General features: G+C 70.3%; 13 protein-coding genes. 2 read left to right on the forward strand and 11 right to left on the reverse strand.

Annotation, left to right across the window (positions count from 1 at the left end; translation table 11 throughout):
- Positions 1 to 440: 440 nt before the first annotated feature.
- From hutG to ACKI2N_RS15855, 11 genes are all read right to left on the reverse strand, one after another.
- Entirely contained in the window at positions 441 to 1,253 is an 813-nt protein-coding gene (gene hutG, locus ACKI2N_RS15805; RefSeq protein WP_420993606.1) for an N-formylglutamate deformylase, read from the reverse strand.
- Between the two features lie 118 nt (positions 1,254 to 1,371).
- Positions 1,372 to 2,778: a formimidoylglutamate deiminase gene (locus ACKI2N_RS15810; protein ID WP_420993605.1), complete on the reverse strand. Its 1,407-nt coding sequence runs from the start codon at positions 2,776 to 2,778 to the stop codon at positions 1,372 to 1,374.
- Entirely contained in the window at positions 2,775 to 4,025 is a 1,251-nt protein-coding gene (gene hutI / locus ACKI2N_RS15815) for an imidazolonepropionase (RefSeq protein WP_420993604.1), read from the reverse strand. Before hutI ends, ACKI2N_RS15810 begins: the two co-directional genes overlap by 4 nt.
- Positions 4,022 to 4,609: a HutD family protein gene (locus ACKI2N_RS15820; protein ID WP_420993603.1), complete on the reverse strand. Its 588-nt coding sequence runs from the start codon at positions 4,607 to 4,609 to the stop codon at positions 4,022 to 4,024. Before ACKI2N_RS15820 ends, hutI begins: the two co-directional genes overlap by 4 nt.
- Positions 4,606 to 6,333: a urocanate hydratase gene (hutU, locus tag ACKI2N_RS15825; protein WP_420993602.1), complete on the reverse strand. Its 1,728-nt coding sequence runs from the start codon at positions 6,331 to 6,333 to the stop codon at positions 4,606 to 4,608. Before hutU ends, ACKI2N_RS15820 begins: the two co-directional genes overlap by 4 nt.
- A gap of 105 nt (positions 6,334 to 6,438) precedes the next feature.
- A complete protein-coding gene (gene hutH, locus ACKI2N_RS15830; RefSeq protein ID WP_420993601.1) occupies positions 6,439 to 8,028 on the reverse strand; it encodes a histidine ammonia-lyase in 1,590 nt (529 codons plus the stop codon).
- A gap of 72 nt (positions 8,029 to 8,100) precedes the next feature.
- Positions 8,101 to 8,874: a histidine utilization repressor gene (hutC, locus tag ACKI2N_RS15835; RefSeq protein ID WP_420993600.1), complete on the reverse strand. Its 774-nt coding sequence runs from the start codon at positions 8,872 to 8,874 to the stop codon at positions 8,101 to 8,103.
- Between the two features lie 4 nt (positions 8,875 to 8,878).
- Positions 8,879 to 9,658 (reverse strand): ABC transporter ATP-binding protein, encoded by a 780-nt coding sequence (locus ACKI2N_RS15840; protein ID WP_420993599.1) that lies wholly within the window; start codon positions 9,656 to 9,658, stop codon positions 8,879 to 8,881.
- A complete protein-coding gene (locus ACKI2N_RS15845; protein ID WP_420993598.1) occupies positions 9,655 to 10,542 on the reverse strand; it encodes an ABC transporter permease in 888 nt (295 codons plus the stop codon). Before ACKI2N_RS15845 ends, ACKI2N_RS15840 begins: the two co-directional genes overlap by 4 nt.
- A 14-nt stretch (positions 10,543 to 10,556) precedes the next feature.
- Positions 10,557 to 11,534: an ABC transporter substrate-binding protein gene (locus ACKI2N_RS15850; protein WP_420993597.1), complete on the reverse strand. Its 978-nt coding sequence runs from the start codon at positions 11,532 to 11,534 to the stop codon at positions 10,557 to 10,559.
- A gap of 406 nt (positions 11,535 to 11,940) precedes the next feature.
- Positions 11,941 to 12,921 carry an NAD-dependent epimerase/dehydratase family protein gene (locus ACKI2N_RS15855; RefSeq protein WP_420993596.1) on the reverse strand — a complete coding sequence of 327 codons (981 nt, stop codon included), beginning with the start codon at positions 12,919 to 12,921 and terminating at the stop codon, positions 11,941 to 11,943.
- A gap of 9 nt (positions 12,922 to 12,930) precedes the next feature.
- Between ACKI2N_RS15855 and ACKI2N_RS15860 the strand changes: the two genes are divergently transcribed.
- Both ACKI2N_RS15860 and ACKI2N_RS15865 read left to right on the forward strand, forming a co-directional pair.
- Entirely contained in the window at positions 12,931 to 13,986 is a 1,056-nt protein-coding gene (locus ACKI2N_RS15860; RefSeq protein WP_420993595.1) for a CDP-6-deoxy-delta-3,4-glucoseen reductase, read from the forward strand.
- Between the two features lie 323 nt (positions 13,987 to 14,309).
- The gene (locus ACKI2N_RS15865) at positions 14,310 to 15,497 is read left to right on the forward strand and encodes an acetylornithine transaminase (RefSeq protein ID WP_420993594.1); all 1,188 of its coding nucleotides are present in this window, start codon (positions 14,310 to 14,312) and stop codon (positions 15,495 to 15,497) included.
- The last annotated feature ends 55 nt before the right edge of the window (positions 15,498 to 15,552 follow it).

The following is a 15,552-nucleotide window of genomic DNA, read 5'->3' on the forward strand; positions in this document are numbered from 1 at the left end:
TCGTGGTGGGCGCGGTGGCCCCGGCTTGAGACGAGCCCGGCACACCCGCGCCCCGGTCCACCACGCCCACCACGAAACCATGAGGGTGCTACGTCGTGGCCGCCAAAACCGGTAACGGCAGATGGCAGAACAAGCAGTGCGCCCGCCATCATAGGTCTGACCCCGAAACCAACAAAACCCGCAGTTTAGTGGCCGCCCGCACCGGTAACGGCAGCATGCCAGCAGAACCACAGGCCCCACCACGAAACCATTAACACCAGTAATCCCAATGTTTCTGCCCCTGCCGGCCAGGCAGTCCGCTTTCTTTGCCTACTTTCTTTTCGGAAAAAAGAAAGTAGGTCGCTCCGGGGGAGCGAAAGCCTTTGACTTTGATTTTAAAGATTTTGACGTTAAGACTTTGTCTTTAAGACCCTGACTTTAATAAAAATACAAATAAAAAATCACCGCCCCTCGACAAACCCCAACACCGTCTCCAACATCACCCTCAATGCAGGCTGAATCCGCGTAGCCAGCGCTTCCTCATAGGCAAACGGATAAACCTCACTCATATACGCCGACTGCGTCAGCTCAAGCTGCACGGCATGCACGCCTTGCGCAGGCGCGCCGTACTGGCGCGTGATATAGCCGCCCTTGAAACGCCCGTTCAGCACCGCGGTGTGGCCCGGCACGGCGCTGGCGATGTCCAGCAACTGGCCGGCCAGCGCCGCGTCGCAGCTGGCGCCGTTGGCGGTGCCGAGATTGAAGTCCGTCAGCTTGCCCTCGAAGAAGCGTGGCAGCACCGAGCGGATCGAGTGCGCGTCCCACAGCGCGATGGTGCCGTGCGCGGCGCGCAGGCGGGCGAGTTCCTCGGCCAGCGCCGTGTGGTACGGGCGCCAGACCGCTTCGCGCCGCGCGGCGATCTCGTCGTCGGCGGGCAGGATGGCGTCGGCGTAGAGCGGGGTCTTGTCGAAGGTGTCGACCGGGCACAGGCCGGTGGTGTCCTGGCCGGGATAGAGGTTGGCGTTGTCGGGCGGGCGGTTCAGGTCGACCACGTAGCGCGAGTGCGTGGCCACGAGGATGGAGGCTCCCAGTTCGCGCGCGAAATCGTAGAGGCGTTCGAGGTGCCAGTCGGTGTCGGGCACGGTGCGCGCCTCGGCGGTGAGGCGGCCGGAGACCGAGGCCGGCAGGTAGGTGCCGACGTGGGGCATCGACACCAGCAGCGGGCGCGTGCCGCGATGGAGCGTGAAGGCGGGGGTATCGGTAGAGAAGGACATATCGTTCTGTTTGCAACGGTTTGCAACGGGTACGCGAAAAGGTACGGCTTCCATCCTCGCGCTGCGGCGCCCGGATGCTTGTCGTGTCAAGCATCCGGGCGCGCGACGGCGCCGGAATTCAGTCGGTCAGCAGGCTGGCGCGGGCGGCGGAGAAGCGCTCTCCCGCCTGCGGCTGCAGCGGGTGAGCGCCATGCTGCACGCGGATGCGGCCGGCGGTGCGGACTTCCGCTAGTGTCTCATGCCCGTGGTTGGCGAACACGTGGACGGCCAGCGCCTGGCTGCCGGGAAGGCCGGCCAGCGCCGGGTGGGCGCCGTCGAGCACGGCGAAATCCGCCTGCTGCCCCACCGCCAGCGCGCCGATGGCGCGGCCCGAGGCGCGCGCGCCGCCGGCCGCGGCGTCGAGGTAAAGGCGGTCGGCCACCTGGTGGTGGGTATCGGAGGCCAGCACGTTGCGGCGCTGCAGGCCGAGGCGCTGGCCGTATTCGAACAGCCGCAGCTCTTCGGCCACGCTGACGCTGGCGTGGCTGTCCGAGCCGATGCCCCACGCGCCGCCCTGGGCCAGGTAGGGCGCGGCGTCGAACACGCCGTCGCCGAGGTTGGCCTCCGTGGTGGGGCAGATGCCGGCCACCGCGCCGCTGTGGGCCAGGCGGCGCCGTTCGTCCCAGTCCATGTGGGTGGCATGCACCAGGCACCAGCGCGCGTCCACCTCGGCGTGGTCGAGCAGCCAGGCCACCGGGCGCGTGCCAGTGAGGGTGATGCACTCGTCCACCTCGCGCTGCTGCTCGGCGATGTGGATATGCACCGGCGCCTGCGCGTCCATCGCGCGCAGGCCGGCCACGGCTTCGGCCAGGCTTTCCGGCGGCACCGCGCGCAGCGAGTGCGGGGCCAGCCCGAGGCGGGCCTGTCCGTGGCAATGCGGGGCCAGCCGCGCGAGCAGGTCGAGCATGGCGCCGGTCTGGTGGAGGAAGCGGCGCTGGTCGGCCAGCGCGGGCTTGCCGCCGAAGCCGGCGGTCTGGTACAGCACCGGCAGCAGCGTGATACCGATGCCGGCATTCCGGGCCGCGCGCAGCAGGCGCAGCGACATCTCGGCCGGCTCGGCGTAGGGCTTGCCGTCCTCGCCGTGGTGCACGTAGTGGAACTCGCACACGCTGGTATAGCCGGCGCGCAGCATCTCCACGTAGAGCTGGGTGGCGATGGCTTCCAGCGTATCGGGCGACAGCCGCAGCGCGAAGCGGTACATCAGCTTGCGCCAGCTCCAGAAGGAATCGCTCTGGCCGCCGTCGCCGGCCGGCTCGCTGCGGTACTCGGTCAGCCCGGCGAAGCCGCGCTGGAACGCGTGCGAATGCAGGTTGGGCATGCCGGGCAGCACCGGACCGGCCGCGTGCGGCACGCCGGCGGCATCCGCGGCGCCCGCATCGGGCCGCACCGTCACCAGGGTGCCCGTGCCATCCCACTGGAACAGGACGTTGCGCGCCCAGCCGGCGGGCAGCAGCGCCTCGGTGGCAAACAGGGTTCCGGCGTTCATGCCCGTCCTCCCACCGCGCGATATAGCCGGCCTTGCCGCACTACCGCCGCGGCCGGATTGCGGCCGAACCAGTAGGCCAGCTCGGCGGGGGATTCGACCCGCCACAGCACGAAGTCGGCGCCGCGCCCGGCCGCCAGGATGCCGTGGCGGTCCGCCGCGCCGAGCGCGCGCGCGGCGTGCCGGGTGACGCCGGCCAGGACTTCCGGCACGGTCATCCTGAACAGGGTGCACGCCATATTCATCATCAGCAGCAGCGAAGTGACCGGCGAGGTACCGGGATTGTGGTCGGTGGAAATCGCCATCGGCACGCCGTGCCGGCGCAGCAATGCGAGCGGCGGCAGGTTGGTGTCACGCAGGAAATAATAGGCGCCGGGCAGCAGGACCGCCACCGTGCCGGATTCGGCCATGGCGGCCACGCCCGCTTCGTCCAGGTGCTCCAGGTGGTCGGCGGACAGCGCGCGGTGGCGCGCGGCCAGCACGCTGCCGCCCAGGTTGCTGAGCTGCTCGGCGTGGAGCTTGACGCGCAGGCCGTGGCGCGCCGCGGCCTCGAACACGCGCTCCGTCTGCTTCAGGCTGAAGCCGACCGACTCGCAGAAGGCGTCCACCGCGTCGACCAGCCCTTCCCCGGCCAGCGCCGGCATCATGGTGTCGCACACCAGCGCGATGTAGTCGTCGGCGCGGTCCGCGTATTCCGGCGGCAGCGCGTGCGCGCCGAGGAAGGTGGTGTGCACCGTCACGCCGAAGGCCTCGCCCAGGCGGCGCGCCACGCGCAGCTGCCTGCGCTCGGTGGCGAGGTCCAGGCCGTAGCCGGACTTGATCTCGATCGCGGTCACGCCCTCGGCCAGCAGCGGCGCCAGGCGCGCGGCGGCGAGCGCGAACAGCGTGTCTTCGTCGGCCGCGCGCGTGGCGCGCACGGTGGAGACGATGCCGCCGCCGGCGCGCGCGATCTCTTCGTAGCCGGCGCCGGCCAGGCGCATGGCGAATTCGTCGGCGCGCTGGCCGCCGTAGACCAGGTGCGTGTGGCAGTCGACCAGGCCGGGCGTGATCCACGCGTTGCCGGCGTCGTGGCGCGGCAGGCCGGCGTAGTCGGCAGGCAGTTCGGCGAGCGCGCCGAGCCACGCGATGCGGCCATCCCGCACGACCAGCGCCGCGTCGCGGATGGCATTGGCGGGATCGGCATCGGGCAGCAGGTGGCAGCGGTGCCAGACGCCGTCGGCCGGGGTGGCCTGCGCCGGATTCTGATTCATCGGGAATTCTCCATGACGAGGGTGACGCACAGGCAAAGCGCGGCTCCCGCCGCGGCGCGCACCTGCCGCGCGGCGGCCACGCCTTCGGCGAACAGCAGGCCGTCGCCGGCGGCTAGGCCCTCGCCGCCGCTATGCCAGGCGCCCTCGATGACAAACACCAGCACGGCATCCGTGCCGGGCTCGAGCGTGAAATCGCCATGCTGCGCGGCCACGCGGGCGCGGCACTGGCCGCGGCGCGTCATCACGTTGAAATCGCGCGTGGCGCCGGCGACCAGCGTGGCCTGCACGCCGCGTTCGCCGGCGAAGGCGAATGGCACGCCGACCTTGTCGAGCCGGTGGTCGAAGCTGCCGTCGTCGGCCAGCAGGCGCACGCCGGCGCCGCCGAGCAGCACGATCTGGCGGTCGACGCCGGGGAAGGCCGAGAACGGGCCGTCGGCGGCGATGTCCGCCACGCTCACGCGCCACTGGAACGTGTCCATGCCGGCGCCAGGCGGGAAGGCCGCGATCTCGCGCGTGACGCCGCCGCCGTTCTTCCACGGCTGCGGCGCCAGCGCGGCGAGCGAGAAGCGCCGGGCGCCGCTCATGCGCCCTGCCCCTTCGGCAGCATCGGCAGCATCGGCAGGTGGAGGCCCTTCTCGTGCGCGCAGTCGATGGCGCTCTGGTAGCCCGCGTCCGCATGGCGCATCACGCCGGTGGCCGGATCGTTCCACAGCACGCGCTCGATGCGCCTGGCCGCGGCGTCGGTGCCGTCGCACACGATCACCACGCCGGCATGCTGCGAGAACCCCATGCCGACGCCGCCGCCGTGATGCAGGCTGACCCAGGTGGCGCCGCCCGCGGTATTGAGCAGCGCGTTGAGCAGCGGCCAGTCGGAGACCGCGTCGGAGCCGTCGCGCATGGCTTCGGTCTCGCGGTTGGGGCTGGCGACCGAGCCGGTATCCAGGTGGTCGCGGCCGATCACCACCGGTGCCTTGAGCTCGCCGTTCTTCACCATCTCGTTGAACGCCAGGCCGGCGCGGTGGCGCTCGTCCAGTCCCACCCAGCAGATGCGCGCGGGCAGGCCCTGGAAGGCGATGCGCTCGCGCGCCATGTCGAGCCAGCGGTGCAGGTGGCGGTCCTCGGGGAACAGCTCCTTCATCCTGGCGTCGGTCTTGTAGATGTCCTCGGGGTCGCCCGACAGCGCCACCCAGCGGAACGGGCCCTTGCCGCGGCAGAACAGCGGGCGGATATAGGCCGGCACGAAACCCGGGAAGTCGAAGGCGTTGCGCACGCCTTCGTCGAACGCGACCTGGCGGATATTGTTGCCGTAGTCCAGCGTGGGCACGCCCATCTGCTGGAACGCCAGCATGGCGTCGACGTGCTTGACGATGGATGCCCTGGCGGCGGCCTCGACGGACTTCGGATCGGCCGTGCGCGCGGCTTCCCATTGCGGCACGCTCCAGCCTTCGGGCAGGTAGCCGTTGACGAGATCGTGCGCGGAAGTCTGGTCGGTGACGATGTCCGGTCGCATGCCGCCGGCCTGCGCGCGCCTGGCCAGTTCCGGCATGATCTCGGCGGCGTTGCCGAGCAGGCCGACCGAGATGGCCTGCCGGTTGCGCGTGGCCTCCTCGATCATCGCCAGCGCTTCGTCGATGGTGGTGGCTTTCTTGTCCACATAGCGCGTGCGCAGGCGGAAATCGATGCGCGACTCCTGGCATTCGATGGCCAGCACGCACGCGCCGGCCAGCACGCCGGCCAGCGTCTGCGCGCCGCCCATGCCGCCGAGCCCGGCGGTCAGGATCCACTTGCCGGCGAGGTCGCCGCCGTAGTGCTGGCGGCCGGCCTCGACGAAGGTCTCGTAGGTGCCCTGCACGATACCCTGCGTGCCGATGTAGATCCACGAGCCGGCGGTCATCTGGCCGTACATCATCAGGCCGGCGCGGTCGAGCTCGTTGAACTTGTCCCAGGTGGCCCAGTGCGGCACCAGGTTGGAGTTGGCGATCAGCACGCGCGGCGCGTCGGCATGCGTGCGGAACACGCCGACCGGCTTGCCGGACTGCACCAGCAGCGACTCGTCCTCGCCGAGGCGGCGCAGGCTGTCGAGGATGGCGTCGAAGCACTCCCAGTTGCGCGCGGCTTTGCCGATGCCGCCGTACACCACCAGATCCTGCGGGCGCTCGGCCACGTCCGGGTCCAGGTTGTTCTGGATCATGCGGTAGGCGGCTTCGATCAGCCAGTTCTTGCAGTGCAGCTCGGTGCCGCGCGGCGCGCGGATCTCGCGGCGGCCGCGCCGGGCGGCCTCGGTGAATTGGTGTTCGTTGGCGTTCATCTCTGGTTCTCCTGCATGTCCGGTGTCAGGCTGCGCTGCGGTAATTTCGAATGTGTCGCTTCGGGGGGAGCCGGCCAGGCGCCACCGGAAGCGAAGCCGATGGTTTCACGAGGCATGCGACGGCAGCACCGCCCGCACCGCCTCCGGCCAGCCCGCGCCCGCGTCGCCCTGCGTGACCCACTGCTTCATCGCCTCGATGTCGGGCGCGAGATAGCGGTCGCCGTCGACGAAGGCCACGCGCGCGCGGATGCGCGCGATCTCGCTTTCGATCAGCGGGGAAGACTGCAGCGGGCGATGGAATTCGATGCCCTGCGCGGCGGCCATCGCTTCGATGCCGACCACCACCGCGGTGTTTTCCGCCATCTCGCCCAGGCGGCGCGCGCCGTAGGTGGCCATCGACACGTGGTCCTCCTGGTTGGCGGAGGTGGGCAGGCTGTCGACGCTGGCCGGATGCGCCAGCGACTTGTTCTCGGAGGCCAGCGCGGCGGCGGTGACCTGCGCGATCATGAAGCCGGAGTTGAGGCCGCCGTCGCGCACCAGGAACGGCGGCAGGCCGGACAGGCCGGTGTCGAGCAGCAGCGCGAGCCGGCGCTCGGAGATGGCGCCGATCTCGGCGATCGCCAGCGCGATGATGTCGGCGGCGAAAGCGACCGGCTCGGCGTGGAAGTTGCCGCCGGAGATCACGTCGCCCTGCCCGGGGAACACCAGCGGATTGTCCGAGGCGGCGTTGGCCTCGATGCCGAGCACGCGCGCGGCGTGCTGCAGGTTGTCCAGGCACGCGCCCATCACCTGCGGCTGGCAGCGGATCGAATACGGGTCCTGCACGCGGCCGCATTGCTGGTGCGAATCGACGATGCGGCTGCCGTCGAGCAGCGCGCGCACCGCGCCGGCCACGGCGATCTGGCCGGGCTGGCCGCGCGCGGCGTGGATGCGCGCGTCGAACGGCTTGACCGAGCCCTTGATGGCTTCCAGCGAGAGCGCGCCCGCCACCAGGCCGGCGGCCAGCAGGTCCTCGGCGGCGAACAGGCCGGCCAGCGCCAGCGCGGTGGAGACCTGGGTGCCGTTGAGCAGCGCCAGGCCTTCCTTGGGGCCCAGCGTGAACGGCGCCAGCCCGGCATGGGCCAGCCCTTCGGCGGCGGGGCGGCGCTGGCCGCCGATCATCACCTCGCCCACGCCGATCAGCGTGCACGACAGATGCGCCAGCGGCGCCAGGTCGCCCGAGGCGCCGACCGAGCCCTTGGCGGGGATGCACGGCGTCACGCCGTGGTTGGCCAGCGCCAGCAGCGCCTCGATGATCTCGGGGCGGATGCCGGAGTGGCCGCGCGCCAGGCTCACGGCCTTGATGGCGAGGATCAGGCGCACGGTGTCGGGCGCGAGGTCGGCGCCGGTGCCCACGCTGTGCGACAGCACCAGGTTGCGCTGCAGGTCGGCCAGCTTGTCGTGCGGGATGCGCGTCTGCGCGAGCTTGCCGAAACCGGTGTTGATACCGTAGACCACGGCGTCGGCGTCGATGATGTCCTGCACGGTGGCCTGCGCGGCGCGCACGCCGGCCCACGCGGCATCGTCCATCGCCAGGCGCACTTCGCCGCGGTGGATGCGGCGCAGCTCGGCCAGCGTGACGGCGCCGGGCTGCAGGGTCAGCAGCGGGCGGGCGGCGGCTGGCCTGGTGCTGATATCGGTGCTGGTGTCTGTCATTGATCTGCTCCTGTCTATGCGGCCGCGCGCGGCATGGCGTCGTCCGGCCGCGCAATGCCGGCGTCCGGCGGGTCAGCCGAAGGCCGGGTTGCCGTCGGCGCGGAAGCGGCTGCCGAGGCGATAGCGGTTGCCTGGGTGCAGGCAGCGCACGAAGGTAACGGGCGTGCCGCCGGTCCAGGTGCGGCGGGTCAGCAGCAGGCAGGGCTGGTTGCCGGGCATTTCCAGCCGCGCGGCCTGCTCGGGCGTGGCGGCGATCGCGTCCACCACGTGTTCGATCTGGTCGTACGGCACATGGCGCAGCAGGTACTCGCCGGGCTTCATGGCGCTGGCCGCGGCAAAATCCTGGTTGATGAAATCCGGCGCCACGCGCGGGTTCACATAGCGGTCTTCGAGCTGGACCGGCACGCCGTCCTCGCGGTGCACGCACACCGAGTGGAACACCGATTCGCCGGTGCGCAGGTCGAGCGCGGCGGCCACCTCGGTAGAGGCGGCCACGCGCTCCACCAGCATCACGTCGCAGGCGTAGTCGTGGCCGCGCAGGCGGATCTCGTCCTGCAGGTTGACCACGCTGAGCAGCGTGGACTGCGGCTTGTGCTCGGCCACGAAGGTGCCCACGCCGGCCACGCGCACCACCCTGCCCTGCTCGGCCAGCTCGCGCAGCGCGCGGTTGACCGTCATGCGCGAGACGCCGAAGCGGGTCACCAGTTCCTGCTCGGACGGCACGCGGTCGCCCGGCTGCCACGCGCGGCTCTGGATCTGGCGCGCGATGTACTCCTTGACCTGCCGGTACAGCGCGGCGGGCATGGCGTCGGGCACGCCGCGGCGGGCGGGGGTGGCGGCTTTCATGGCGTCAGTGCCCGGCCGAGGCCATCGCTTCGGCGCGGATTTCCTCGGTCAGCACGGCCTTGAGCTCGGAGAACCCGGGCGAAGTCTTGATGGTGTAGTGGCGCGGGTGCGGGAAGTCCACCTCGACGGTGCGCTTGATGCGGCCGGGCCGCGCCGAGAACACCGCCACGCGGTTGGCCATGAAGATGGCCTCGTCGATATCGTGCGTGACGAACAGCACGGTCTTGCGCGACGCCTCCCAGATGCCCAGCAACAGCTCCTGCATCAGCACGCGGGTCTGGTTGTCGAGCGCGCCGAACGGTTCGTCGAGCAGCAGGATCTTGGGGTCGTTGGCGAGCGCCCGCGCGATGGCCGTGCGCTGCTGCATGCCGCCCGAGAGCTGCTTGGGGAAATGGTGCTCGAAGCCGCGCAGGCCCACGCGCTGGATGAAGAAGTCGCTGCGCTCGCGCTGCTCGGCCGCGCTCATGCCGCGCTCGCGCAGGCCGAAGCGCACGTTCTGCTCGATGGTCAGCCACGGAAACAGCGTGTACGACTGGAACACCATGCCGCGCTCGGCGCCGGGGCCGGTGACCGGCTGGCCGTCGAGCAGCACGCGCCCGGTGGTGGGCGCGTCGAGCCCGGCGACGATGCGCAGCAGCGTGGACTTGCCGCAGCCGGAGGGCCCGAGGATGGTGACGAAGTCGTTGTCCGCCACGTCGAAATCCGTGGGCTGCAGGGCCACGGTCTGGCCGCCGCGCGGATCGGCGAAGGTACGCGAGACCTGCTGGATGGACAGCGCGCTCATTTGATCGAACTCCACGGGAACAGCCGCCGGTTGGCCAGCTTGAAGGCGAAATCGGACACCAGGCCGATGCAGCCGATCACGATGATGCCGAAGATGATCTGCCCGGTGTTGAGCAGCGCCTGGCTGTCGGTGATCATGTGGCCGATGCCGGACGACGAGCCGATCAGCTCGGCCACGATCACGTAGGTCCAGGCCCAGCCCAGCACCAGGCGCAGGATCTCGGCGATCTCGGGCGCCGCGCCCGGGATCAGCACGCGCCGCACGATGCCGCTGCTGGTGGCGCCCAGCGTGTAGGCCGCCTCCACCAGGTCGCGGCGCGCGCCGCCCACGGTCACCGCCACCATCAGCACGATCTGGAAGAACGAGCCGATGAAGATCACCAGCACCTTCTGCGCCTCGCCGATGCCGGCCCACAGGATCAGCAGCGGAATGAAGGCCGAGGCCGGCAGGTAGCGGCAGAACGACACGAACGGCTCGAAGAACGCCTCGGCCGCCTTGTACGCGCCCATGAAGATGCCCAGCGGCACGGCCAGCGCGGCGGCCAGCACGAAGCCGCCCAGCACGCGCCACACGGTCATGCCGATGTCGCCGATGAAGTTGTACTCGGCGAACAGCAGCACGCCTTCGCGCGCCATGGTGAGGGGATCGGCCAGGAAAGTGCGCGGCACCATGCCGCCCAGGGTCACCGCCGCCCACGCGCCGAAGAACAGCACGAAGAACAGCAGCCCCAGGGTCCAGCGCGCGCGCGGCGAGACCGGCGCCAGCGGCGCCAGCCAGGGATGGCGGCGCGCCGGCGCGGCGGCCGCGGCCGCCGGCGCGCCGGGGGAAGCGGAGGCGGCAGAGGAGGCGGAAGAAGAAGCGGAAGCGGGATGAACCTGCGGCATGGCGAGCGCCTTCCTTACTTGATGAAGCGCGCGTCGTACAGCGCCGTGACGTCGGGAACCTGGCGGATCACGCCGATCTCGAGCAGCACCTGGCCGGCTTCCTTGCTGAAGCTGGCCAGCTCGCCGGCGAAGAACTTGCGGTTGGCCTCGCGGTCCTGCCAGCGCAGGTAGGCCGACGACCTGGCGAACTGCTCGCCGCTCTGCTTGACGGCCGCCCCCATGATGTCGTTGGCCCTGGCCGGCTCGGCCTTGATCATGTCGAGCGCCTCGAAGTAGCTGTCGACCAGCGCCTGCGCGGCCCTGGGATTGTCCTTGAGCCACTTGGGCGCGCAGCCCAGCGTGTCCATCACCATCGGGTAGTCGAGCGTGGTGGCGAGGATCTTGCCCTTGTCCGGGTTCTGGCGCACGCCGGAGAGATACGGCTCGTAGGTCATGGCCGCGTCGTTCTGGCCGGAGATGAAGGCCTGCGCGGCCGCCTGCGGCGACAGCGTGGTGGTCTTGACGTCCTTCAGGGTCATGCCGTTCTTCTTGAGCATCCAGGCCAGGCCGAAGTACGGCGCGGTGCCGGGCGCGTCGACGCCGACGGTCTTGCCCTTGAGGTCGGCGAAGCTCTTGACGTCGCCACGCACGGCCAGGCCGTCGGCGCCGTAGGACTTGTCGAGCTGCACGATCTGGGTGATGGGCACGCCGTTGGCATTCCAGGCCACGTGGGTTTCCACGGTGGTGGCCGCGCACTGGATGGCGCCCGAGGCCAGCGCGAGGTGACGGTCCTTCTGCGGGATCATCTTGATGTCGACTTCCACGCCATGCTTCTTGAAGATGCCCGCCTTGTCGGCCAGCGTCAGCGGCGCGAAGCCGGTCCAGCCGCTCATGCCGAGCGTGACCTGCGTGGCCTGCGCGTGCGCGGCGCCGGCGGCGCCCAGCATGGCGATGGCGCTGGCCGCGGCCAGCGCGCCGCCGCGAATGCGAAATCCCGGGGTACGAAATCCCATCTTCCTTGGCTCCCTTGGTGTGATGCGAACGATGGCCGCGCCGCCGCCGGCGCCGGCCGGACCGCCCGGCTCGTGGCGGCGCCGTACCTGCGGCGCCGCTCGTTTCCAGGCAATTTAGCAATCCTGTATATACAAGTCAATGCGGTAGTTAACCCGAGCCGGCCCGAACAACCGGCGTCGACGGCACCTGGCCATGGAGCCGCGCGCGGCCGTGGAGGGGCGGACGGCGCGCCCCTCCACGGCGCCGGGCGCGGGCTGCAAAACAGTGCCTGCGGCGGTTCGGCGCACCACGCGGGTGCCTCGCGCCGGGAAAAGACGGCTTGCTGTCTATACAGGATCGGGCGAGCCAACGGAAACGCAAATGCCGTGCCACCGCCGGCGCGTGCCGCGCGGCGGCATGGCCGGCTCAGGCATCGAAGAAGGCGCTCACCGTGGGATAGCGCAGGCGCAGGCGCAGCTCCCGCTTGAGACGGGTGTTTTCCAGCCGGCGGGATTCGCTCATGAAGCTGAGCAGGTTCGGCTCGACCGCCTCGCGCAACTGCGCGCGATTCAGGCGCGGCGGGCGCGGCAGGCCGCGGCGGTCGGCGACGAGATCGAAGTAGTCGGCCATGCGCATCTCGGTGTCGTCGCTGGCGTGCACCACGCGCTGGGCGCGCCCGCGGAACAGCGATGCCACCATCGCGCGGGCCAGGTCCAGCGCATGGATATGGTTGGTGTAGACGTCGTCCTGCGGCGCCAGCGCCGGCGTGCCCCTGGCCAGGCGGGCCAGCGGCAGGCGGTTCTCGGCGTAGATGCCGGGGATGCGCACGATCGAGGCGCGCCAGCCGCTGTCGCGCCCGAACTGGCGCACCGCCCGCTCGGCGGCCACGCGGCGCCGCGCGCGCGCGGTCTGCGGGCGCACCTGGTGCGATTCCTTGAGCCGCGCGCCGGCGCGGTCGCCGTACACGCCGGAGGTGCTGGCGTAGACGAAGGCCGGGCGCGCGGGCCGACGCGCAGGCCGTTTGTCGCCCTGCTCGGGTAGAATGGCGGGCTTGGCAGACCAGCCGGCGGCGCGGGCCGGCGAGCGCCGCCGGGCGCCTCGCCGCAAAGCGTGCAGCAGCGCCAGCGTGCGCGGGTCGCCCTCGCCGGCGGCCGGCGGCGGCGCCAGGTGCAGCACGCGGCCGGCCAGTCCGGCCAGGCGCGCGAGCGTGGCCGGGCGGTCCAGGTCGGCCAGCAGCGGCACGGCGCCGCTGTCCCGCAGCTCACGGCGGCGGGATGGCTGCGAAGTGGTGGCAAAGACGCGCCAGCGCGTCGACAGAATACGAAGGCAGCGCGTGCCCACGTCCCCGCAGCCTACGATCAGCAGGCGCGGCCGGCCCAGGCGGCGTCGCGACAGTTTTTTGCTCATAGAGTGATTATGGCTTACCAAGTTACCGTCATGCCCAGCGGGCGCCAGTTCGAAGCCGCCGCCGACGAGACCATCCTCGCCGCGGCCCTGCGCCACAGCGTCGGCCTGCCCTACGGCTGCAAGAACGGCGCGTGCGGTTCCTGCAAGGGCCGCGTCACCGCGGGCAGCATCGTGCAGGGCGACCATGCCGCCTCCGCGCTGTCCGCGCAGGAAGAGACCGAGGGCCGCGCGCTGTTCTGCTGCGCCAGGGCCAGCTCGGACATCACCATCGAATGCCGCGAGGTGCAGGGCGCCGGCGACATCCCCATCAAGAAGGTGCCGTGCCGCGTGGCCAGCCTGGAGCGCGTGGCCGACGACGTCATCGTGGCCCGCCTGCAGTTGCCCGCCACCGAGCGCCTGCAGTACCTGGCCGGCCAGTACGTGGAATTCCTGCTGCGCGACGGCAAGCGCCGCAGCTATTCGATCGCCACGCCGCCGCACCAGGAAGGCCCGATCGAGCTGCACTTCCGCCATATGCCCGGCGGCACCTTCACCGACTACGTGTTCGGCGCGAAGGAAGGCCAGCCCGCCATGAAGGAGCGCGACATCCTGCGCTTCGAAGGCCCGCTGGGCAGCTTCTTCCTGCGCGAGGATTCCGACAAGCCGATCATCCTGCTGGCCTCGGGCACCGGCTTCGCGCCGATCAAGGCCATCGTCGAGCATGCCGCCTACACCGGCATCACGCGCCCGATGACGCTGTACTGGGGCGGCCGCCGCCCGGCCGACCTGTACATGAACGCGCTGTGCGAGCAGTGGGCGCGCGAGCTGCCCAACTTCCGCTACGTGCCGGTGATCTCCGACGCGCAGCCCGCCGACGACTGGGACGGCCGCACCGGCTTCGTCCACGAGGCGGTGATGGAAGACCACGCCGACATGGCCAACTTCGAGGTCTACGCCTGCGGCGCGCCGGTCATGGTCAACGCCGCGCGCAAGGACTTCTCGCTGCGCTGCGACCTGCACGAGGACGCCTTCTTCGCCGACTCGTTCACCTCCGAGGCCGACATGCACCCGGCCCCGGCGGCCTGAGCGCCGCGCGCACCGTCCTGTTGCCGCAACAATGCCCGGCCCGTCCAAAATTCGTTTTGACAGCCGGGCGCATGCGCCTTATATTTGCCGCCATGAACTACGCAATGGTCCGACGCAGCTACCGTACGATGCTCCCCACCGGGGTGCCGCGCGGCTGACCGTCCATCGCTTCTGTTCAGGTCGACAAGCCACGGGCAACCCCCGTGGCTTTTTGTTTTCGTGCGCCGTTTCACGCGCCTTCTCACGCGTTTTCCCACGCACCCTTTTGCGCGCGCTTACCCGCTCTCCTCTCCCCCGTTTCTCGCCGACCCCTGGAGTCCGCCATGGCATTTGCTGAGTACCCCGTCCAATCCCTGATGTACATCACCAACCGGCCCGAACTGGTCTTCACCGAAGGCAAGGGCTCGTGGCTCACGGACCATAACGGCAAGCGCTACCTGGACTTCGTGCAGGGCTGGGCAGTCAACTGCCTGGGCCACTCCAGCCAGGTCATGACCGACGCGCTGGTGGCGCAGGCAGGCAAGCTGATCAACCCGAGCCCGGCCTTCTACAACGAGCCCATGCTCAGGCTGGCCGGCCAGCTCACCGAGCACAGCTGCTTCGACAAGGTCTTCTTCGCCAACAGCGGCGCCGAGGCCAACGAAGGCGCGATCAAGCTGGCGCGCAAATGGGGCCGCAAGCACAAGGACGGCGCGTACGAGATCATCACCATGGACCACAGCTTCCACGGCCGCACGCTCGCCACCATGAGCGCGTCGGGCAAGGCCGGCTGGGACACCATCTTCGCGCCGCAGGTGCCGGGCTTCCCCAAGGCGGACCTGAACGACCTGGCCTCGGTGGAAAAGCTGATCACCGACAAGACCGTGGCGATCATGCTCGAGCCGGTGCAGGGCGAAGGCGGCGTGATCCCCGCCACGCGCGAGTTCATGCAGGGCCTGCGCAAGCTGGCCGACCAGCACAAGCTGCTGTTCATCGTCGACGAAGTGCAGACCGGCTGCGGACGCTGCGGCACGCTGTTCGCGTATGAGCTGTCGGGCGTGGAGCCGGACATCATGACGCTGGGCAAGGGCATCGGCGGCGGCGTGCCGCTGGCGGCCCTGCTGTGCAAGGCCGAGGTGGCCAGCTTCGAGGCCGGCGACCAGGGCGGCACCTACAACGGCAACCCGCTGATGACCGCGGTGGGCAGCGCCGTGATCGGCGAGCTGACCAAGCCGGGCTTCCTGCAGGGCGTGCAGGAAAAATCGGCCTACCTGAGCGAGCAGCTGCTGGCGCTGTCGGCGGAATTCGGCCTGGGCGGCGAACGCGGCGAAGGCCTGCTGCGCGCGCTGGTGCTGAACAAGGACATCGGCCCGCAACTGGTCGAGGAAGCGCGCGAGATGCAGCCGGAGGGCCTGCTGCTCAATTCGCCGCGCCCGGGCCTGCTGCGCTTCATGCCGGCGCTCAACGTCACCACCGAAGAGATCGACCAGATGATCGGCATGCTGCGCACGCTGCTGAAGAAGCTGGCCTGACCGGCCTTGCCGGCTCCGCCCCGCGGGGCCGCGCGGACGTGAAAAAGCCCGGTGC

It is taken from the genome of Cupriavidus sp. 30B13 (assembly GCF_049059565.2).
Classification (GTDB): Bacteria; Pseudomonadota; Gammaproteobacteria; order Burkholderiales; family Burkholderiaceae; genus Cupriavidus.